The organism is Profundibacter sp., assembly GCF_056498605.1.
In genome coordinates, this window is record NZ_JBSMEZ010000129.1 from 1 (window position 1) to 19937 (window position 19937).

The following is a 19937-nucleotide window of genomic DNA, read 5'->3' on the forward strand; positions in this document are numbered from 1 at the left end:
GGGGCAATCAAAGTCCATTGATTATCTGTTAAAACCGTTCGTATCAAAGCTGCTCTCCTTTTGTTTGCAACATTGAATCAGAACTTAAACAGAATGGGAATCCCTAAACGTCAACAGGCCCTAATAAATCTCGGCATTTGATACTAACGCCTAGATAGCCCTGACGCTCATAAATCGTGCTCTTATCCGATCCTTGATCTTTGTTTTCAACAAAGCCACCTGATTTATTGAAGCCCCCGTCAGTGATGTAACTAATTTTCAAAACTTACCCCATTTCTAGAACTGTAATAATGGCAGATTTAAAAATACCGTCTAGTGTATTCCGATGCTCAGACCGCTGACATGCGGCGTGCCATATCACCCTTCCATCGCTTCCAACTCGTCAATCATCCCCGAAATCATGCTCAAACCCTTGTCCCAGAACTTCGGATCAGACGCATCCAGCCCGAACGGGGCCAGCAGTTCTTTGTGGTGTTTTGAGCCACCCGCCTTCAGCATATCAAAATACTTCTCCTGAAACCCCTCGTCGCCTTCCTCGTAAACCGCATAGAGCGCGTTCACGAGACCATCGCCGAACGCATAGGCGTAGACGTAGAACGGCGAATGCACGAAATGCGGCACGTAGGACCAGAAGGTCTCGTACCCCTCCATAAAGTTGAACACAGGGCCAAGCGATTCCGCCTGCACCGACATCCACAGCGCGTTGATGTCATCCGGTGTCAGCTCGCCCTCGGCGCGGGCGGCATGCAGCTTGCATTCAAAGTCGTAGAACGCGATTTGGCGCACCACAGTGTTGATCATGTCCTCGACCTTGCCGGCCAGAAGCACACGGCGCTCCTCTTTGGTTTTGGCCCCTTCCAGCAGTTTGCGGAAAGTCAGCATTTCGCCGAACACCGATGCCGTTTCGGCCAGTGTTAACGGAGTCGAGGACAAGAGTTCGCCCTGCTTTGCCGCCAAAACCTGATGCACACCGTGGCCCAATTCATGCGCCAATGTCATCACATCGCGCGGTTTGCCGAGGTAATTCAGCATCACGTAAGGGTGCACCGTGGTGACGGTTGGGTGCGCGAATGCACCCGGTGCCTTGCCCGGTTTCACACCCGCATCAATCCAGCCATCGGTGAAAAACGGCGCTGCAATCTCGGCCATGCGCGGGTCAAACGCGGCGTAGGCGTCCATCACCATTTTCTCGGCGTCTGCCCAGTCCACGGTCTTGGTGCTCTCCATCGGCAGGGGCGCGTTGCGGTCCCACACTTCCATGGTTTCCAGCCCTAACCATTTGGCTTTTAACGCATAATAGCGATGCGACAGTTTCGGGTAGGCGGCCACAACAGCGTTGCGCAGCGCCTCGACCACTTCGGGCTCCACATGGTTTGACAGGTGCCGTCCGGTCTGCGGGGTCGGCATATTGCGCCATTGATCCTCGATCGCCTTTTCTTTGGCCAGCGTATTGTGCACCCGTGAAAACAGCTTGATGTTCTCGCCAAACACTTTGGACAATGCTTTGGCGGCGGCCTCGCGTTTGTCGCGGTCCTGCTCGGTCAACAGGTTCAGAGTGGCCTCCATGCCCATTTCTTCACCATCGACAGTGAACATCAGCCCCGCGATGGTTTCATCGAAAAGCTTGTTCCACGCGGACGCGCCAACGCTGGACTGGTCATGCAGGAACTTCTCCAGTTCGTCCGATAACTGATAGGGCTTCATCGCGCGCAGTTGTTCAAAGATCGGTTTGTAACGGGCAAGGTCAGCGTTGCTGTCTAGCATCCCGTCAAGTGCTGCATCCTCCAGACGGTTGATTTCCAGCGTGTAAAACACCAAAGGGGCGGTGAATACCGTGACCTTTTCCTGCGCGTTCTGCATGAATTGCGCCCGATCCGCATCGGTGGTGTTCTGGTAATAGCGCAGACCCGCAAATGACATCAGGCGCCCGCCCGTGGTGCTGATCGCCTCGTAGGCTTGCACGCACTCCAGCAATCCGCCCGCATCCAGATCGGCCAGCTTGCCCTCGTATTTGGCGGCGAAATCGGCGCAGGCCGTTTCCAGCCATTCCATATCATTGGCAAATTCCGGCGCATCAACACTGGTATACAGGTCGCTTAAATCCCATTCGGGCAAATTGCCGAAATCGTCAGTGCCACTGGCACTGCTGGCGGCATCAAAAACAGGGGTGGGCATAGAAAATTGCATGGAAAAACCTCTTGATTGCTGGTTCCAACCACATAAGGGCGCGGGGTGGTCAGGTGCAAGGGGTTGACCTGATATTGTGTTCGGCATTTGTTGTACCGGAATTAATTGGAGGTATCGAGATGAAATTTGTGCGGTATGGCGATAGCGGGGCGGAAAAACCCGGAGTTCTGGATCAGGCGGGAAATCTACGTGATTTATCCGGCGTTATTGATGATCTGTCCGGCGGGACGCTGGGGCGGCTTGGCGATGTGGTGCCTGAAACGCTGCCACTGGTTGTGGGCGAGGTGCGGTTTGGTCCGCCCGTTTCAAATGTTGGCAAGCTGGTTTGTATCGGGTTGAATTATTATGGCCATGCGGCAGAAATGAATATGGATATACCGGCGGAACCTGTGGTGTTCCTGAAAGCAACCAGCGCAATCACCGGCCCGAATGACCCGATTGTAATGCCGCGTGGATCGAAAAAAACCGATTGGGAGGCCGAACTGGGCATCGTCATTGGCACCGCGGCGAAATACGTTGATGAAGCCGATGCATTGTCCCATGTGGCGGGGTATCTGGTGGTGAATGAAGTGTCCGAGCGCGCAATGCAGCTGGAGCAAGGTGGGCAATGGACCAAGGGCAAAAGCTGCGACACCTTCGCGCCGTTAGGGCCGTGGCTGGTGACGCCGGACGAGGTGGGCGATGTACAAAATCTGGCGCTGACGCTGTCGGTGAACGGCGATGTGATGCAGGCGGGCAATACCTCGGATATGATATTTCCGGTGGCCAAGGTGATTTCCTACCTTAGCCAGATTATGACCCTGCATCCGGGTGATATCATTTCAACAGGCACGCCAGCTGGCGTTGGGGTGGGGATGAAACCACAGCGGTTCTTGCGGGCGGGTGATGTGGTGGAACTGGCAATTGAAAAACTGGGTGGGCAAAGGCAAGTGGTTCACGCAGATTAGCGATGTTGGCCAAACAGCGCTGTTATGTCGTCATAAACATGTTTGCGGGTCGCGGGCGTCTCCATCAGCACCTCGTGCTCGGCTCCTTCCACCATTTCCAGACGCCCATCCGGCCATTGCTCCATCAGCTTGATAACCGCGTTTGAATCAATGATCCGCTCATTGGTGCCAAGATAGGTGACCGTCGGGATTTGCGGCATATCCATCGCCTGCAAATCACGGGTTTCGGTCAGCGCCTCGAACAGCCAGTGCATGCTGGGCCCACCCAGCGGCAATTGCGGATGCGCTGCGGCCTGATCCTGCATATAGGCATACATATCAGGGTCGGTGGTCAGCAGGTTACCGGCAAACGGTGCTGTCACCACATAGCTGTCGGCATTGGTGCCGGGTGCGTATTTATGGCCCAGCCCTATGCTGCGGCTGGCCCAGGCAATGCCGCGGGCCAAGGGGCGTATCGGCGCCGCCATCAGAATACCCCACATCGGAGCGCTGAACACGGCGGCCTTCACATCCAACCCTTCAATCAGGGATCGCAGGGCAATGCAGCCCCCCATCGAATGGGACAGCAGGTAAAACGGCTCTGGCATCCCCAGTTCCCGCGCGGCATCGACCATCGCCTGAACATCATACTGATAATTGGTGAAATGCATCACATGGCCCGTGGCAGGATCATCCAGTAGGCGATCCGCCAAACCCTGACCACGCCAATCTATGGTAATGGTGGCATAGCCGCGGGCTTGCAAATCACCGGCGGACTGGCCGTATTTCTCGACATATTCGGTGCGCCCGGGGAACAGCAGGACAGTGCCGTTCACGCCCTTGTCCCACACCCCGATACGAATGCGCACCCCGTCCTTGCAGGTCAGCCAATAGGCAGCCCCGCCTTTTGGCGCTTTGGCCACATCATCATATAGGGGTGCGCTTTCCACGATTTACGCCAGTGTCGAGGCCAGCTTCATCGCCATGCCCATATCGCCGTCCACCTTCAGCTTGCCGGTCATAAATGCCGCTGTCGGGTTGGTGTCGCCCTCAAGGATTGCTTGAAACACATCCGCGTCAGCCGTTAGCGTCACATCGGCATCTTCGTCACCGGCCCGCGCCCCGTCATTGTCGATCATTATCGCGCCCTCGTCGCCAATCACAAACTTGGCCAATCCGTCAAACCCGCCTTCGATTTTCTCGTTCAGGGCGGTTACGGCTTTCTCAATTACATCGCTCATCGGGCTTCCTTTTTTCAAACTGTGAACATCAGGGGCTTATAATTCCCGACGCATGCGTTAAACTTGATCCTGTTATGAGCATATTCAACCCTATTCACAAACATATCGTTGCGGCATTTGCGGTAACAATCATGTTTTCCCTACCTCTGGCCGCCCAAGAGGTGAATATCGACGACCTGTTCGCCGAATTACAGACGGTTCCGGCCGATGAATCGGACAGAATCGCGGCCAAGATTATGACGATCTGGTCGGATTCGGGCTCGGCCTCGATGGATTTGCTGTTGAAACGTGGTGAAGATGCGTTGGCGGATGGCGATGCCCAAGCGGCAATTGACCATCTTAGCGCCCTTGTGGATCATGCGCCGGATTTTGCCGAAGGCTATAATGCCCGCGCCGCTGCCTATTTCGAGGCGGGCTATTTCGGCCCCGCATTGGCCGACATCCGCACAGCACTGTCGCTAAATCCGCGCCATTTCGAGGCTATGACGGGGCTGGCTGTTATACAAGAGGCGATGGAGACGCCCGATCTGGCGCTTGAAACCTATCGCGGGGTTCTGGAACTGGTCCCGAATGATCAGGACGTGCTGGATGCTGTGTCACGGCTTGAAGGTGTGGCGCTTTAGGCGCTGGGCGGCAAGGTATAATGTATAGCGAACAACGGATCACAGCCGTTTTGGGGCCGACAAACACCGGCAAAACCCATTATGCGATTGAACGGATGCTGGGGCACCGCACCGGCATCATTGGTCTGCCACTGCGCTTGCTGGCGCGCGAGGTTTACGACAAGATCGTCGCCCTGCGCGGGGCAAACGTGGTGGCGCTGGTCACCGGCGAGGAGCGTCTGGTGCCGCCGCGCGCCAAATACTGGGTCTGCACCGTCGAGGCGATGCCCGAGGGGTTGGGCGCGGATTTTCTGGCGATTGACGAAATTCAGCTGTGCGCTGACCCCGAACGGGGTCATGTGTTCACCGACCGTCTGCTGCATGCCCGCGGCGGGCAGGAAACCCTGTTTCTGGGTGCTGACACCATGCGCAGTGCGATTGCCGAACTGGTGCCAAAGGCGCAATTCATCCGGCGCGACCGGTTAAGTGAATTGGTCTATGCAGGTTCGAAAAAGATAAGCAGGATGCCCGGACGCAGCGCTATTGTCGGGTTTTCAGTTGATAATGTGTATGCCATTGCCGAACTGCTGCGCCGCCAAAAGGGCGGGGCGGCGGTGGTGATGGGGGCCCTTTCCCCGCGCACCCGCAATGCGCAGGTCGAAATGTATCAAAACGGCGAGGTGGACTATCTGGTGGCCACCGATGCGATTGGAATGGGGCTGAACCTTGACATAAACCATGTCGCGTTTTCGGCGCTTTCCAAATTTGACGGTCGTCGGATGCGCCATTTGCAACCTAATGAGCTGGCCCAGATCGCGGGCCGTGCGGGTCGGTATATGCAACACGGCAGTTTCGGGGTGACGGGCGAGGCCCCTTTGCTGGAGGACGGCGTGGTCGACGCTATCACCAACCACCGGTTTGCGCCCATTAAGAAGCTGCAATGGCGCAATACAGAGTTGGAATTTGGTAATGCCGCACGGCTGATTTCATCGCTCGAATCCCCCACGGATGACGAATGGTTAACCCGTGTGCGCGAGGCGGACGACCTGATGGCGCTCAAAACCCTGTCATCGCGTGATGAAATCACCGCACATCTGGGCGGCCCACAAGACGTGAAACGGCTGTGGGATGTCTGCCGCGTGCCTGATTTTCGCGGTATCAGTCATGCCGAACACGCCGCCCTTCTGGAACAAGTTTTCGTTTACTTACAACAGTATAACCGCATTCCCGACGACTGGCTGGCGCGACAGATCAAACGGGTGGACCGGCCTGATGGCGACATTGATGCGCTGTCCAAACGGTTGGCATTTATCCGCACATGGACCTATATCGCCCAGCGAAAGGGCTGGGTTGATGACGAAACCCATTGGCGCGAGGCGACTCGCGCTGTAGAAGACCGCCTATCAGACGCGCTGCATGCGCGGCTGACCCAAAGATTTGTTGATCGGCGCACATCCGTTTTGCTGCGCCGGTTGAAGCAGAAGGAGGGCCTCGTGGCCGACGTGAACGACAAAGGTGAAGTGACGGTTGAGGGTGAACTCATTGGCCGTCTGGAAGGGTTCCGCTTTACGCAGGACAAAACTGCAAACGCGGACGAAGCCAAGACGCTGCGGGCGGCAAGCGTTGCGGCGCTGGTGCCGCAGTTCCATCTGCTGGCGGACCGGTTTTACAACTCGCCCGATACCGAGATTGATTTCACCGAACAAGGTGGCTTGATGTGGGGCGCGCATGCGGTTGGCAAACTGGTGGCTGGCGATGATGCGCTGAAACCCCAAGTCGTGGCATTCGTTGATGACGAGGCTGGCGTGGACGTGATGACCAAAGTGCAGCGCCGTTTGCAGCATTTTATTGATCGCAAGGTCGCCACCCTGTTTGAACCGTTGTTGGCGCTGTCCAAGGATGAAACCCTGACGCCAATGGCGCGCGGGTTCGCGTTCCGCATGGTTGAAGGGTTTGGCGTGGTGCCACGGACGGCTGTTGCAGCCGAGGTCAAGGATCTGGATCAGGACGCCCGCGCCACCCTGCGCAAACACGGTATCCGTTTTGGCCAGTTCACCATTTTCATGCCGCTGCTGCTAAAACCCGCCGCCACGCGCTTGCGTCTGGTGCTGTGGTCGCTGGCAGGCAAACTGGATGAATTTCCCGAAAGTCCCCCCCCCGGTCTGGTGACAATCCCGACCGAAAAAGATGCGCCTGACGGATGGGATACCATGTCGGGCTATCGTGCCGCTGGCAGCCGCGCGATTCGCATTGATATGCTGGAACGTCTGGCCGATATGCTGCGCACCGAAAACAGCCGCAGCGGGTTTGAGGCCAAACCCGATATGCTGTCGATCACCGGCATGACGCTGGAACAGTTTGCCGATTTGATGCAGGGGCTGGGTTATAAGGGCGAGAAGGGCGAACGGGTGAAGGTGAAAGCCGCGCCGGTTGAAGACGTGAAGGCTGAAGAGGCCAAAGCCGGGGACGCGAAAGCTGATGAAGCCAAACCCGCCGAGACCGAAGCGTCAGCACCTGAATCCGAGCCAAAAACCGACGAGCCACCCGAGCAGGAGGTGTTTTATACCTTCACTTGGGTCAACGTGCGCAAAGGTGGCGGGGATCGCAAGTCGCAAGGTAAGCCACAGGGCAAGCCGCGCGGTAAACCACAGGGCAAACGCCCGCAGCGTGACGGGGCCAAATCCTATCAGGCGCGACCACCGAAAAAAGAAAAGAAGATCGACCCAGATAATCCCTTTGCTGCCGCGCTGATGGGGCTAAAGGACAAAGGTTAGCCTATGGTCGACGAGCCACACCGCATTTTGCATTGAATAGAAACAGAATCCCCCCCAAGATCGGGTGAATTCTGATGCTCTTTTTGGGGGGGTAAATGCAAACAGCTGATAAAGGGCGCGTCGATAAATGGCTCTGGCACGCACGATTTTTCAAAACTCGCGGGCTGGCAGCAAAACTGGTCACGGGCGGGCATGTGCGGGTGAACGGCAACCGGATAGCCAAAGCCAGCGTGATGGTCGGGGCAGGGGATACCTTAACCTTTCCCCAAGCCCGCCGGATCAGGGTGATCCGGATTGAAGCGATCGGGGTGCGACGCGGTCCGGCCCCCGAGGCACAGGCACTTTATGATGACCTGACGCCACCCGAAGAAAAACACGAGCCCGCCGCGCAGATCGAACGAAAAGGTCGCCCGACCAAGAAAGATCGCCGCACAGCACGTCTTTTGCGTGGCTCATACCTTGATTGATCCGCTACAACAGAATAGCTAGACGCGGATAGCGAAATTCTAGAGTGCCCATATGACCTACATCGTTAACGACAAATGCATCGCCTGCAAATACACCGACTGTGTCGAAGTCTGCCCCGTGGACTGTTTCTACGAGGGTGAGAATATGCTCGTCATCCATCCGGACGAATGTATCGACTGTGGTGTGTGCGAGCCGGAATGCCCTGCTGATGCGATCCGGCCCGATACCGAACCTGACACGGATAAATGGGTTGAATTCAACCGCAAATATTCCGAATTGTGGCCTGTGATCATCGAGAAGCGGGACCAGTTGCCCGATGCCGAAGAGCGCGATGGCGAAGAAGGTAAGCTGGAAAAATACTTCTCGGAGAAACCCGGAGAAGGCAACGAGTAGCGATTCGCGCTGCCTGTGGATTTAGCGCCGGATTCCGGTGTATTTATCCACAAAATTCTGCCGTTTCGGCCTGCAAAACAACGCAAATCCGCATCTTTTGCACCGCTGCGCTTTTAGTGGGACGTAATTTCTGCTATGTTCGGCTGTGAAATGAATACTGAAACCTGTCACCACCCTCAGTGCTGATTGCCTGACGGGTGGTTTCTTATCACCTAATGGATGCCGCTTGGCGTTCAGGGTGCCAAGCAAGAAAGTGGCCTGAATGAGTAAGTCGAAGAAGCTGGATTTTCGTCCAAACGAATTTGTTGTGTATCCGTCCCACGGTGTGGGCAAAGTGGTATCGGTTGAGGAACAAGAGGTTGCAGGGTTCAAGCTGGAACTGTTTGTGATCGCGTTTGAAAAAGACAAGATGACCCTGCGGGTGCCTACAGACAAGGCAATCGAGGTCGGGATGCGGTCCTTGTCGTCGCCCGATGTGGTGGCACATGCGAACAAGACCCTGAAGGGCAGGGCCAAGGTAAAGCGGGCCATGTGGTCGCGCCGTGCGCAAGAATACGAGCAAAAGATCAATTCGGGTGATTTGATCGCGATAGCCGAAGTGGTGCGCGATCTGCACCGCACCGACGATCAGCGCGAGCAGAGCTATTCGGAACGCCAGCTGTATGAAGCCGCGTTAGAACGGTTGACCCGTGAATTCGCCGCTGTGGCTGGCGATGGCGAAGACAATGCGCGCCAAGGGATCATTGATATTCTGATGTCGCGGGTTGTGGCGGCTGCATAAATCGGGTTGCGCCGCCTACCGGCGGCGCCCCAAGCGCTATTAGCCTGCGGCGCAGGTATTTATAGCAAGAAGAAACTGGGGTGGCGGCTTTAAATCAAAGCTGTCGAGAGAGTTATCAGGGCTGCGATCTCGGATACTTGCTGCGTGGCTCCGAGGATGTCTCCGGTTTGGCCACCGATTTTGCGCATCGCGATCAAGGTGACGATGCAACCAGAGATGATTGCGCCGACAATTGCCGTGATGCCGGACCAGCCAAGCAGTGTCATAGCGGCGAAAATAGCGATACCAACAGCAATTAATGCGGTTTTAATATCAACTCGCCCGACACTGGCTGACAATCCACTGTCGCGTGCATTGGGCATGAGCGCCATCATAACCACCATTGGTGCGCGTGACAGGGTTGCAACTGCGATCAGGGTGGTTGTGAGCATGCCCGCCTGTGCCAATGCCGTAAGCGCTGTCCATCGCAGGAGCAACGAGAGCACCAGCGCAATTACGCCGTAAGCGCCGATGTGGCTGTCTTTCATGATTTCAAGGCGGCGTTCCTTGTCCCCCCCCCCCCACAGACCGTCGACCGTATCAGCCAATCCGTCTTCGTGTATGGCTCCAGTAGTAATAATCAGCGATACAAGGGTGATGCCCGCCGTCATACTGGCTGACAACCCCAATGCCATAGAGACCCAGCCGATGGCCGCGGCGATTGTTCCGAGGATCAACCCGACAACAGGAAACGCCCAAGCCGCTGCCGCCCCGCGTTTGCTGTCCGAATGAACCGGTAAACGGCTTAGCAGACCGATGGCGGCCGGGATGTCGGCAAACATAACCAGCGGTGTGTCGGGTTTTGACATTAAGGGGGCCTTTTCATTGTATCTTGCGCATCTTCATTCGTTAAACCAATAAGGCAGGGAAAGATCAACGAGGGACCGATATGAGTTTTACCACGCTTGCCGAATTTCGCGCGATTTTGAACGACTTGCCTGCGGCGGATGCCGCGGCGCGGGCGGGGGCCGAAGCGCGCAACGGCCAGCTGACCAAACCACCGGGTGCATTGGGCCGTCTTGAGGATTTGGCAATCTGGTATGCTGGGTGGCGTGGTGATGCGCGTCCAGCGCTAACGTCTCCGCAGATCATCATTTTTGCTGGTAATCACGGCGTTTGTGCGCAGGGCGTTTCGGCGTTTCCGTCCGAAGTGACCGAGCAGATGGTGATGAATTTTCAACATGGCGGGGCGGCGATTAACCAGCTGGCCAAGGCATTTGGCGCTAAAATGGATGTACATGCGCTGTCACTGGACACGCCGACGGCGGATTTCACGGTTGAGGCAGCGATGTTCGAAGCCGAGGTGGTTGCAGCCTTGATGACCGGTTGGAACGCGATTGATGCGTCGGCTGATCTGTTGGTGACGGGCGAGATGGGCATCGGCAATACCACATCGGCAGCAGCAATTGCAGCGGCGTTGTTTGGGGGGGCGGCCGCAGACTGGACTGGTCGCGGCACGGGGGTGGATGACGCAGGGCTAGCAGTCAAAACCCGCGTTGTGGCGGACGGGTTGGCACGGCACGCGGATATGCTGGATGACCCGTTGCAGGTTTTGCGCTGTCTGGGCGGGCGCGAATTGGCGGCGATGGCTGGGGCGATTGCGCGGGCACGGGTTTTGCGTATACCGGTGATTTTGGACGGGTTTATCTGTTCAGCGGCCGCATCTGTATTGGAAATGGCTGTGACAGGGGCGCTGGATCATACGGTTGCGGGCCATGTATCGGCAGAGGCGGCGCATGGGATGATTTTGAAGAATATCGGCAAGGAGCCATTGCTGGCGCTGGATATGCGGCTCGGGGAGGGCTCGGGTGGGGCGTTGGCCATCGGGGTGCTGAAGGGCGCAATTGCCTGTCATTCGGGCATGTCTACGTTCGCCGAGGCTGGGGTGGCTGACGGCTAGAGTTTTTATGCCTGCGGCGCGGATATTTATGGAACGAAAAGGGGTCAGGTTGGCAACGGCGCGTCGGCCTTTAACTCGTTCATCACGATTTGGCTTTGCACGCGGGCAACAGCAGGGTGGGGCAATAGCACCTCCTGGATAAAGATATTTAGCGCGGCCAGATTGGCGCAATAGACGTGCAACAGGTAATCGGCTTCGCCGGTTAGCGTCCAGGCGCTGATCACTTCGGGGCGCAATGTAATCAGGCTGGCGAATGATTTTGCCGCCTTGATGTCATGCGCTGCCATTTGCACCTGCACGAACCCTTGAACGGTCAGGCCAAGGCGGTGCGCGTCAAGTTTGGCACCGTAACCGGTGATATAGCCGTCCATTTCCAGGCGTTGACGCCGACGTCCTGCCTGAGAGGGAGAAAGCGCAAGCATATCGCCAAGTTCGGCGGCGGTCAGGTGTGCATTTTTCTGCAGTTCAGCCAAAAGACGGGCGTCAGTTTTATCAAGAGACATGCTGTTATTCCGCGTAATTATCATATATTTCGTAATATTGCCGCATATATTAGTCGCATGTCCAGTAATTATGCGCGCAAATTATGGATATATCTTGATAGGCTTGCATGGAAACAAGCGAACAGGAGAAACATCATGGGACCATTCCCGCATGACGCCCCGCGATCTGTGATCAGCGCAGAAAACCCCGCCGGAACCGATGGATTTGAATTTGTCGAATTTGCCCATGAGGATCCGCAACAGCTGCGCGATCTGTTTACCAAAATGGGCTATCAACACGTCGCCAATCATAAAAGCAAAGCGGTGGAGCTGTGGAAACAGGGCGATGTCAGTTATCTGCTGAACTCTGAAGCCGGATCATTTTCTATGCGGTTTGCCGATCTGCACGGCCCCTGTGCCCCGGCAATGGCGTGGCGGGTGGTGGATGCGCAAAAGGCGTTCGATCATGCGGTATCGAAGGGGGCAACGCCCTATACCGACAATGACAAAACCATGAATGTGCCGGCAATTCTGGGCATCGGCGGGTCGCTGATTTACTTCATCGACCAGTATTTTGACGCCAGTCCCTATAACGACGAATTCGACTGGATTGAGAATGCGCATCCGGTTGGGGACGGGTTTTATTACCTCGATCATCTGACCAACAATGTTCACAAGGGTAATATGGACAAGTGGTTCAAATTCTACGCCGATCTGTTCAATTTCAAGGAAATCCGGTTCTTTGATATTCAGGGCAAACATACGGGCCTGTTTAGCCGCGCGTTGACTTCGCCTTGCGGGCGTATTCGCATCCCTGTGAACGAGGATCGTGGCGAAAAGGGGCAGATCGTGGCCTATCTGAAGCGCTATAACGGCGAAGGCATCCAGCATATCGCAGTAGGGACGGATGATATCTATGCGTCAACTGATGCGATTGCCGATAAGGGGTTGGAGTTTATGCCTGGCCCCCCCAAGGCCTATTACGAGATGAGCCACGAACGTGTGGTGGATCATACCGAGCCTTTGGCCAAGATGATGAAGCACGGCATTCTGATTGATGGCGAGGGTGTTCTGGATGGCGGCGAAACCCGCATTCTGCTGCAAATATTCAGCAAAACCGTGATCGGGCCGATCTTTTTTGAGTTTATCCAGCGTAAAGGTGACGATGGCTTTGGTGAAGGTAACTTCAAGGCGTTGTTTGAATCGATTGAACGCGAGCAGATTGAAAGCGGGGAACTGGTGGCGGAATAATCCAGCGCAGTGCGAAGCGTTTACCTATCAAACGCGCGCTGTGCAGATTTGATCCCGGTCTCGTTTTCAATCGCCCAGTCGGCCAAGGCAGCGATGTGGTCAAGCAGAGAGAGCGGCCCACCGGTGTGAGGCTGTATTCAACTGCTGGGGGCCGCGTATCATACACCTGCCGATTGACCAGCCCGTCACGTTCAAGCCCACGCAGGGTGACGGTCAGCATCCGCTGTGAAACCCCCTCGACCGAGCGCATCAAAGCGCGAAACCGCTCGGATTTATGGCCAAGGCGCAGCACCACAAGGACACTCCATTTATCACCAATCCGGTCAAGCACATCGCGCACTGGACAGGCACCGCTATAGTCGTTCAGCATCCAGTTGTCGTCTTGCGCTGTTAATGGCCTTTGGTCAGGAGTGGTGGTTACATCGCGGTGCCTACCAGAAGAAATAGTGCCTCCTTTCGCGGTCATTTAATCTCTCCTACATGTGGTTACGAATCGTAACTACCTCCTCAAGGAGAACCACAATGAGCCAGAAAGTAGCGGTATTCGGAGCAACAGGGACGCAGGGCGCACCGGTTGTTGAGTGGGCCATAGCGCAAGGCATGACGGTGCGGGCCGTGGCGCGGGATGCGCAGCAAGTCGCTGCCCTGCATCCAAATACAGAGGCGGCAGCTGTCGATCTGTCAGACCTTGCCTCGGTTACGGCTGCGCTGCGCGATGTAGATGCAGCCTTCGTGCATTTACCTATGCCACTGGGGCCAGAGGATGCACAAAACTGGCTTGGCACACTGATCGAAGCCGCGCATGAGGTTGCACTGCCGTTGCTGGTGTTTACCACCAGCGCACCGTCTGGGTCGCGCTACCCTTCAGCAATCACAACCGATGGGGCCACGGTGGCCGTTGCGGCGCTTCTGGCTTGCGATATCCCGACGATTGTTTTGCAACCAGCGATCTACCTTGAAAACCTCAAGCCAGAATTATTCTTGCCGCACTTGCGTAGCGAAGGCATACTGGATTACCCGCCATTGGCCGCAACCCAAAAGGTGATGTGGACCTCGCACAAAGATCAGGCCAAAATCGCGGTTGCCGCCCTTACCCGCCCTGATCTGGCGGGAAACAGCTATGAAATCGGCACGCCTGATGCACTGACCGGTGGGGAGTTGGCCGAACTGCTGGAGGGGTGGCTTGGACGCCCCGCTGACGGCTTCGGCCCCGCCGAGTCTGGCCATTCTTCAAATGCAGGATCGTGCCCCCGAGCGGCATCTTGAATTTACCCATCTTTTGCAGGAAACTCATTTTTAGCAGGGGAGGGATTTGAATGCGCCGGATACTTATGTGCAACTTTGCAAGGACCATGGCTTTCCCGATCTGGACGTTGGGACTATTGCGGATGCAACCGACCAAACTCCGTCGGTTAAGGTCGCGTTTGGTCGGGCCGCCGCGCTAAGTATCCGGTCATATCCCATGTTTCTGGTTCTGCAAGGGACGCAATACCACGCGACCCTCCCAAGCATTTATCACCCGCATGCGTTTTTGGCAGAGGTCGAGAAACATATTTGAGATATCCGTGGCCCAATATCCGGTCGACAGATGTCAGGTTTTCGGCATCCGCAGGATAATGGTGCGCCCGCCTTTGACGTAACGCAATTCGCTTTCGCCAATGGCGGCCACCTTGCCACCATCCACACGTTGGCCGACCTTGACCTTGACGTAACGCCCATTGGACAAGCGCACCAATGCGCGTCGCTTGCTGGGTGATCCATAGATCCCGATCAGGGATGTGCGGTGCAGGTTGATCGCATTTTTGGTCGTGGCCAAACGTGCCACGGATGCGCGGGTGGGCGTGCTGGGCGCGACAGTCTGGCTGCGGGGCACCGCGGTGGCAGCGGTGGCAACTTCGCGCGGGGCGTTGGCGGATGCTGCGGGGGCACGTTGGGCGCGGGCAACCACTCTGGCAAAATTGCGCGGGCGGTGCTTCGGAGTGCTGGACAGAACAACTGCCTGCTCAGTCGGCGTTTCGTCACGCTCCTCGATAACCTTTGGTGCAATGGGCCGATGTTTTGGGCGTAGGGTGGCCAATTGGGCACGGGTGTATCCGCCCAATTGCTCGGTCTCATGCGCGGTCTCGTTTTGCTGAACTAGGTTGGACGGGCGGGCACGGGGGCGGAAACCGGCCAGCCGTGTGTCTACCTCGACCACCACCTGCGGCACCCTGTTGCCGCGCGCACGCGGTTTAACCGGCGGTGGTCCGGCAAACACAAATACTCCGTCGGGGGTTAATGTACCCTCAATGCTGGGAATGACCAATCCGCGTTCGTCCAGCACAAATTCGACGTTGTGTGCTGTGGGCGAGGCTTGTGTTTCCAGCGATATGTCGTTGCTGTCGTCGGTGACAGGAGGGAGCGCAACAATATCGTGCGACGTGATTTGCGGATCAACTGATGTCACAAATAGCGACTGGATTTCGTCTGACCGAGGCAAGTTAGGGGCCTTGGGTGCAAGTTGCCAGATGCCATTGTCGGCATAGGCTGCAAGTGCCTCTTGCGGTGTTAACGCAACGGGCAGAACCGGCAACGGGGTGGGTGTTGCGATTTGTTCAGGTTCGGGCAATGGCGCTGGCTGTATTTCGGGTGTGCGTGTAATTGTTGGCACGGTCAGCGCGGCCAGAGCATCACTGACAGAATTGGTCGAGTCGGCAACCGCGGTTTGGGGCGGGTCCACGGGTGTTTCACCTTGGCCGCCGCCCCAAAAGGCGCCTTTGTCATTCAGGAAAAACGAGGACCACAGCACAATCGCGGCAAGAACCGCCAGCAGCAGCAACATCAGGGTCAGGCCCAGATACCGTGGCTTGCCGCGCTGCTTTGGTTTTTTGCGCGCCCCAAACACGGTCATCGACTGTTCTTCGTCTTGTCGCAGCACTGGCTGTGGTGGGCCCGAGTCGATCATGGGGCCCGCACCGGCCATGGCGGTAGTGTTGGTAACTGTGGCCGCAGCTGGCTCGGATGGTGCGATGGTCACTGGTGGCGGAGGGGTGACAGATGGTTTGGAAACTGATGGCGGGACCGGAGTTTCCGGTTCGGGCTCGGATACGACCTTACGACTGACGCCCCCCAGTATTGGTGCGAGCGAGGTTGTGCCTTCGGGCAGTATCACAAGTCTGGATTCGATCTTTTCGATCCGGTCAAGCGCCCGATCCGTGGTTGCAACCGAGCTGTTATCGCGCCGCGTTGAAAATGCGGGAGCAGGGATATCAGGGGGAGGTACATCCAGTTCTGGCAGTTCGGCTGATATGATTCCGACCAAATCTGGCTCTTCTACGGTATCCGCAGGGAGATCATCAGCAGGGGCCTCATCAGGTTCATCCTCCACAGGAGCAGGCGGGGTTTGCAGCTTTTCGCTCACCTCTTCCGGTTCTGGGGTGGGCTCTGGTTCGGAACCCAAATCAGGACTGTCCGCGACAACGGGCTCCTCTGGGGGGGCTTCTGGTTCAATTTGCGGTTCCGGCTCTGGCGCGGTTTCTTCCTTGGGCGGGACAACGGGTTTGGTGACAGGCCCAAGAACACGGATCAGCTCATTGTCGCGCTCGACCGTTTGGGTGCTATCCAGCAGGGCACCTGCAGATTTGCTCACCCCGAAAAACGGCTCGTTCGTTGAAAAATGGCCATTTTCGGGAATGGCGACGAATGAAAGCGGGTTAAAGCCGTGCTCATTGGCAAAGGCCTCGGCCTCGGTCAGGGTTTCACGCGCAACGGCGGCAACACGCACAGTGCCATCATCCGCACCATCAATCATGGCCCAGTCATAAACCAGATCATCAACCTCATATGGTGTGGTGCCATCAAGGGCCGCGCGGATCTGGATGTCGCGCTCGGCCTCGGACGGGCCTTTGGCCTCGACCGTTTTGAACAGGATTTGCGAATTTGGGATCACCAGCTTGGTGGTCACTCCGCCGTTTTCCAGCGCAGCAGCAGTTTGACGCAAATAGCCCAGTTTTTCGTTGAATTCGGTATCATCCAGCGACACTTCGCCAACGGTATGCCAGCCATCTGCCCCGCGGTGGAGCAGGCCAATACCTTCATGGCTTAGGTCTAGGGCAAAATTTGGCTTCATCGTGTTGATCTAGCACATAAAGTTCGAGTGTCAGCAGACAAGTTGCCGCCTTAAGTCACATTACAGCAGGTTTTCGCCGAATGAAAGAAAAACACCCAAGGAAATGGTTGCGAGACACGTCATATCATTGAAGCATGTAGAAAACCTGAAAGGATACACAATGCGAAAGTTAATGATTGCACTGGTTTTGCTGGCAGCAACGCCGGTTTATGCCCAAGATGTGACGCGCGGGATTACGGTTGTCGGGCAGGGCGCGGTTGAAATCATCCCCGATATGGCGACGGTTTCGATGGGGGTTTCTACCGAGGCAAAAACTGCGAAAAGCGCAATGAATCGGAACACGGATTCATTGGAAGGAGTTTTGCTACAGTTGGCGGAAGCAGGGATTGAGAAGCGCGATGTGCAGACCAACAATATATCCCTATCGCCGCGCTGGGACAACAGGCAGGCAAGCAGTTCAGGCAAGCCTAAAATAATCGGGTTTGTCGCATCAAATACGCTTTCCGTACGGGTGCGCGATCTGGATAAACTGGGCGGCGTATTGGATGCTGTGGTGCAGAACGGTGCCAACACGTTTCACGGGCTGCGCTTTGGTTTGCAGGAACCGCAGCCAGCGCAAGATGCCGCGCGTCAGGATGCGGTGGCGGATGCACGTCGCAAGGCGCTGCTATATGCGGCGGCGGCGGGTGTGAAACTGGGCGATGTGCTGACAATTTCCGAGGCCGCATCACGTGGCACAAGCCCTGTAATGATGGCAATGGAGGCTGATATGATGCAAAGCCGTGCCGTGCCTGTTGCGCAAGGCGAGATGACGGTGGGGGCCACCATCACCATTGTTTTTGCAATCGCCGATTAGGCCGTCGCGGTTGCCAGCGCCTGATCCAGATCGGCGATCAGATCATCGGCATCCTCGATCCCGATCGAAATCCGCACCACATTGGCGGCGGCACCTGCGGCCTCTTGTTGCTCGGCTGTCAGCTGCCGGTGGGTGGTTGATGCCGGATGCAGGATCAGGGACCGCGCATCACCAAGGTTGGCGACGTGACTGAAAATATTCAGGTTTTCCACCAACCGCACGCAAGCCTCGTAGCCGCCTTTCACCGCAATAGTAAATAACCCGCCAGCCCCTTTGGGGCAAATCCGCTGGCCGCGTTTCTGGTAGGGGCTTGAGGGCAGACCGGCATAGGTCACGGCATCAATACGCGGATCGGTCTCCAGCCATGTTGCGATCTTTTTGGCGTTGGCGACATGGCGTTCCATACGCAGTGACAGGGTTTCAATCCCCATCAATGTGTAATGCGCCGCCTGCGGGTTCATCGTCATCCCCAGATCACGCAGGCCAATGGCGATGCCGTGCAGGGTAAAGGCCAGCGGGCCGAATGTTTCGTGGAATTTCAGCCCGTGATAGGCGGGCTCGGGTTGCGACAGGGATGGAAACTTATCCGTCGCCGACCAGTCAAATGTGCCGCTATCCACCACACAGCCGCCCGTGACAGTGCCATTGCCGGTCAGGTATTTGGTGGTCGAATGCACCACCAGCGCCGCCCCGTGTTGGAACGGCTGACACAGGTAGGGCGTGGCGGTGGTGTTATCAACAATCAGCGGGATTTGCGCGGCATTGGCAATCGCGGCAATCGCATCCAGATCGGTGATATAGCCGCCCGGATTGGCGATGCTCTCGCAAAATATGGCGCGGGTGTTTTCATCAATCGCGGCCTTCACGGCAGCTTCGTCATCAAAATCAACAAAGGTTGCGGACCAGCCGAAGCGTTTGATGGTTTGGCTGAACTGGGTGATGGTGCCGCCATAGGCGCGGGTCGAGGCAACGATGTTCATCCCCGGCGACATCAGCGGAAACAGCGCCATGATTTGCGCCGCGTGACCAGACGAGCAGCACACAGAACCGGCACCGCCCTCAAGCGTGGCAATGCGTTCTTGCAGCACGGCAACCGTCGGGTTGGTCAGCCGTGAATAGATATATCCGACCTCTTGCACGTTAAACAGCGCGGCCGCGTGATCTGTATCGCGAAACACATAGGCCGTGGTCTGGTAAATCGGGGTTTGCCGCGCGCCTGTGGCTGGATCAGGGCGTGCGCCTGCATGAATTTGCAAGGTATCAAAGCCGTAGGTGGGGGTATCGGTCATCAAACGCGTCCTTATGAAATGTACAACGCAGCCTAAGCGAAGGCTTGGGGGCAGACAACACTGGACGTCGGAAAAGAACCGATATTCCTCGGGGTAAACAAACCAGCTAGTAACCTTCCAATTTTGAGAAACCCGGCAAATAATATCCTCCCCCGTCTGCCATTTCAGAACAATGATCTAGACGGGGGAGGAAAATTTTACGTGCGTTTGTTAGTGGTGATGACCACCTCCATCACCATGGCTTTCTGTCGGGTAAGGGATTTTTGTAACTTGATTTTCAGCCAAACTACAATTGGCCAAAACAAGAATGGCAAAAACTGTTACAATCGCTGTGAGCCTTTTGCTAAGAGCTTTCATAATCTTTCTCCTTTTCTCTGATTCCGAGAGTTGGAGTTTTCGCCCCAAGTCCCCTTCCTAGATCAAGAGGGTGACCCCTCGATCACCAAGAACCAAATCTCGCTGGTTCTCTCAATCGTGAGTCTCGCATTTCTGGGTGGATTTGTCGTTGATATGCCTCAATATTCAGGCCGCAACAGCGAAGATTCTTACTGAATTCCTTAAGGAGTATCCGCGCATTCCTAGCGCATCCAGAACCCTTCGCGTTTAATGCGGTTGCGGATTTTCTTTTCCATGTTGGGCA

Annotated in this window: 19 protein-coding genes; 10 read left to right on the forward strand and 9 right to left on the reverse strand. The window is 56.3% G+C overall.

What is annotated here, in order from left to right:
• Positions 1 to 357: 357 nt before the first annotated feature.
• Positions 358 to 2175 carry a M3 family oligoendopeptidase gene (locus ACWB12_RS12970; protein ID WP_479530512.1) on the reverse strand — a complete coding sequence of 606 codons (1818 nt, stop codon included), beginning with the start codon at positions 2173 to 2175 and terminating at the stop codon, positions 358 to 360.
• A 131-nt stretch (positions 2176 to 2306) separates the two neighbouring features.
• Here ACWB12_RS12970 and ACWB12_RS12975 point away from each other — a divergent pair, with 131 nt between their 5' ends.
• Positions 2307 to 3134, forward strand: coding sequence for a fumarylacetoacetate hydrolase family protein (locus ACWB12_RS12975; RefSeq protein WP_479530513.1), 828 nt, complete (start codon positions 2307 to 2309; stop codon positions 3132 to 3134).
• Here the strand turns inward: ACWB12_RS12975 and ACWB12_RS12980 are convergent.
• Both ACWB12_RS12980 and ACWB12_RS12985 read right to left on the reverse strand, forming a co-directional pair.
• A complete protein-coding gene (locus ACWB12_RS12980; protein WP_479530514.1) occupies positions 3131 to 4063 on the reverse strand; it encodes an alpha/beta fold hydrolase in 933 nt (310 codons plus the stop codon). The two genes, ACWB12_RS12975 and ACWB12_RS12980, sit on opposite strands and share 4 nt — an antisense overlap.
• 3 nt (positions 4064 to 4066) lie before the next feature.
• Positions 4067 to 4354, reverse strand: coding sequence for an SCP2 sterol-binding domain-containing protein (locus ACWB12_RS12985; protein WP_479530515.1), 288 nt, complete (start codon positions 4352 to 4354; stop codon positions 4067 to 4069).
• Between the two features lie 131 nt (positions 4355 to 4485).
• Here ACWB12_RS12985 and ACWB12_RS12990 point away from each other — a divergent pair, with 131 nt between their 5' ends.
• The 5 genes from ACWB12_RS12990 (at position 4486) to ACWB12_RS13010 (ending at position 9372) form a co-directional block, all read left to right on the forward strand.
• Complete coding sequence (locus ACWB12_RS12990) at positions 4486 to 4977, forward strand: tetratricopeptide repeat protein (protein ID WP_479530516.1); 492 nt, start codon at positions 4486 to 4488, stop codon at positions 4975 to 4977.
• A gap of 20 nt (positions 4978 to 4997) precedes the next feature.
• Complete coding sequence (locus ACWB12_RS12995) at positions 4998 to 7730, forward strand: helicase-related protein (RefSeq protein WP_479530517.1); 2733 nt, start codon at positions 4998 to 5000, stop codon at positions 7728 to 7730.
• 95 nt (positions 7731 to 7825) lie between these two features.
• Complete coding sequence (locus ACWB12_RS13000) at positions 7826 to 8197, forward strand: RNA-binding S4 domain-containing protein (protein ID WP_479530518.1); 372 nt, start codon at positions 7826 to 7828, stop codon at positions 8195 to 8197.
• A gap of 52 nt (positions 8198 to 8249) precedes the next feature.
• On the forward strand, positions 8250 to 8591 hold the full coding sequence (gene fdxA / locus ACWB12_RS13005; RefSeq protein WP_479530519.1) for a ferredoxin FdxA: 342 nt from the start codon (positions 8250 to 8252) through the stop codon (positions 8589 to 8591).
• Between the two features lie 262 nt (positions 8592 to 8853).
• Positions 8854 to 9372: a CarD family transcriptional regulator gene (locus ACWB12_RS13010; RefSeq protein ID WP_479530520.1), complete on the forward strand. Its 519-nt coding sequence runs from the start codon at positions 8854 to 8856 to the stop codon at positions 9370 to 9372.
• An 89-nt stretch (positions 9373 to 9461) separates the two neighbouring features.
• On the opposite strand, the gene cobS is transcribed toward ACWB12_RS13010, so the two are convergent.
• Positions 9462 to 10220 (reverse strand): adenosylcobinamide-GDP ribazoletransferase, encoded by a 759-nt coding sequence (gene cobS, locus ACWB12_RS13015; RefSeq protein ID WP_479530521.1) that lies wholly within the window; start codon positions 10218 to 10220, stop codon positions 9462 to 9464.
• An 80-nt stretch (positions 10221 to 10300) separates the two neighbouring features.
• On the opposite strand from cobS, the gene cobT reads away from it, so the two are divergent.
• Positions 10301 to 11311, forward strand: coding sequence for a nicotinate-nucleotide--dimethylbenzimidazole phosphoribosyltransferase (cobT, locus tag ACWB12_RS13020; protein WP_479530522.1), 1011 nt, complete (start codon positions 10301 to 10303; stop codon positions 11309 to 11311).
• A 44-nt stretch (positions 11312 to 11355) separates the two neighbouring features.
• Here the strand turns inward: cobT and ACWB12_RS13025 are convergent, their stop codons facing one another.
• Entirely contained in the window at positions 11356 to 11814 is a 459-nt protein-coding gene (locus tag ACWB12_RS13025; protein ID WP_479530523.1) for an Lrp/AsnC family transcriptional regulator, read from the reverse strand.
• A gap of 135 nt (positions 11815 to 11949) precedes the next feature.
• Here ACWB12_RS13025 and hppD point away from each other — a divergent pair, with 135 nt between their 5' ends.
• Complete coding sequence (gene hppD, locus ACWB12_RS13030; protein WP_479530524.1) at positions 11950 to 13044, forward strand: 4-hydroxyphenylpyruvate dioxygenase; 1095 nt, start codon at positions 11950 to 11952, stop codon at positions 13042 to 13044.
• Here hppD and ACWB12_RS13035 read toward each other — a convergent pair.
• On the reverse strand, positions 12980 to 13510 hold the full coding sequence (locus tag ACWB12_RS13035; protein ID WP_479530525.1) for a winged helix-turn-helix transcriptional regulator: 531 nt from the start codon (positions 13508 to 13510) through the stop codon (positions 12980 to 12982). The genes hppD and ACWB12_RS13035 overlap by 65 nt on opposite strands.
• Before the next feature lie 56 nt (positions 13511 to 13566).
• Here ACWB12_RS13035 and ACWB12_RS13040 point away from each other — a divergent pair, with 56 nt between their 5' ends.
• Positions 13567 to 14310, forward strand: a complete 744-nt coding sequence (locus ACWB12_RS13040; RefSeq protein ID WP_479530526.1) for an SDR family oxidoreductase — start codon at positions 13567 to 13569, stop codon at positions 14308 to 14310.
• Positions 14311 to 14635: 325 nt separating this feature from the next.
• Here ACWB12_RS13040 and ACWB12_RS13045 read toward each other — a convergent pair whose 3' ends face one another.
• Complete coding sequence (locus ACWB12_RS13045) at positions 14636 to 17152, reverse strand: hypothetical protein (protein WP_479530527.1); 2517 nt, start codon at positions 17150 to 17152, stop codon at positions 14636 to 14638.
• Between the two features lie 160 nt (positions 17153 to 17312).
• Between ACWB12_RS13045 and ACWB12_RS13050 the strand changes: the two genes are divergently transcribed.
• Positions 17313 to 18008 (forward strand): SIMPL domain-containing protein, encoded by a 696-nt coding sequence (locus tag ACWB12_RS13050; RefSeq protein ID WP_479530528.1) that lies wholly within the window; start codon positions 17313 to 17315, stop codon positions 18006 to 18008.
• On the opposite strand, the gene ACWB12_RS13055 is transcribed toward ACWB12_RS13050, so the two are convergent.
• Together ACWB12_RS13055 and ACWB12_RS13060 are read right to left on the reverse strand one after the other, a co-directional pair.
• Positions 18005 to 19297, reverse strand: coding sequence for an O-acetylhomoserine aminocarboxypropyltransferase/cysteine synthase family protein (locus ACWB12_RS13055; protein ID WP_479530529.1), 1293 nt, complete (start codon positions 19295 to 19297; stop codon positions 18005 to 18007). The genes ACWB12_RS13050 and ACWB12_RS13055 overlap by 4 nt on opposite strands.
• Before the next feature lie 210 nt (positions 19298 to 19507).
• Entirely contained in the window at positions 19508 to 19654 is a 147-nt protein-coding gene (locus tag ACWB12_RS13060) for a hypothetical protein (protein ID WP_479530530.1), read from the reverse strand.
• Between the last annotated feature and the right edge of the window lie 283 nt (positions 19655 to 19937).

Coding starts and splice junctions, on each gene's coding strand:
- ACWB12_RS12990 (WP_479530516.1), top strand. CDS start 4,486: ATGTTTTCCCTACCTCTGGCCGCCCAAGAGGTGAATATCGACGACCTG.
- ACWB12_RS13040 (WP_479530526.1), top strand. CDS start 13,567: ATGAGCCAGAAAGTAGCGGTATTCGGAGCAACAGGGACGCAGGGCGCA.
- cobT (WP_479530522.1), top strand. CDS start 10,301: ATGAGTTTTACCACGCTTGCCGAATTTCGCGCGATTTTGAACGACTTG.
- ACWB12_RS13060 (WP_479530530.1), bottom strand. CDS start 19,654: ATGAAAGCTCTTAGCAAAAGGCTCACAGCGATTGTAACAGTTTTTGCC.
- fdxA (WP_479530519.1), top strand. CDS start 8,250: ATGACCTACATCGTTAACGACAAATGCATCGCCTGCAAATACACCGAC.
- ACWB12_RS13000 (WP_479530518.1), top strand. CDS start 7,826: ATGCAAACAGCTGATAAAGGGCGCGTCGATAAATGGCTCTGGCACGCA.
- ACWB12_RS13045 (WP_479530527.1), bottom strand. CDS start 17,152: ATGAAGCCAAATTTTGCCCTAGACCTAAGCCATGAAGGTATTGGCCTG.
- ACWB12_RS13050 (WP_479530528.1), top strand. CDS start 17,313: ATGCGAAAGTTAATGATTGCACTGGTTTTGCTGGCAGCAACGCCGGTT.
- ACWB12_RS13055 (WP_479530529.1), bottom strand. CDS start 19,297: ATGACCGATACCCCCACCTACGGCTTTGATACCTTGCAAATTCATGCA.
- ACWB12_RS12985 (WP_479530515.1), bottom strand. CDS start 4,354: ATGAGCGATGTAATTGAGAAAGCCGTAACCGCCCTGAACGAGAAAATC.
- ACWB12_RS12970 (WP_479530512.1), bottom strand. CDS start 2,175: ATGCCCACCCCTGTTTTTGATGCCGCCAGCAGTGCCAGTGGCACTGAC.
- ACWB12_RS12975 (WP_479530513.1), top strand. CDS start 2,307: ATGAAATTTGTGCGGTATGGCGATAGCGGGGCGGAAAAACCCGGAGTT.
- cobS (WP_479530521.1), bottom strand. CDS start 10,220: ATGTCAAAACCCGACACACCGCTGGTTATGTTTGCCGACATCCCGGCC.
- ACWB12_RS13010 (WP_479530520.1), top strand. CDS start 8,854: ATGAGTAAGTCGAAGAAGCTGGATTTTCGTCCAAACGAATTTGTTGTG.
- ACWB12_RS12995 (WP_479530517.1), top strand. CDS start 4,998: ATGTATAGCGAACAACGGATCACAGCCGTTTTGGGGCCGACAAACACC.
- ACWB12_RS13025 (WP_479530523.1), bottom strand. CDS start 11,814: ATGTCTCTTGATAAAACTGACGCCCGTCTTTTGGCTGAACTGCAGAAA.
- hppD (WP_479530524.1), top strand. CDS start 11,950: ATGGGACCATTCCCGCATGACGCCCCGCGATCTGTGATCAGCGCAGAA.
- ACWB12_RS13035 (WP_479530525.1), bottom strand. CDS start 13,510: ATGACCGCGAAAGGAGGCACTATTTCTTCTGGTAGGCACCGCGATGTA.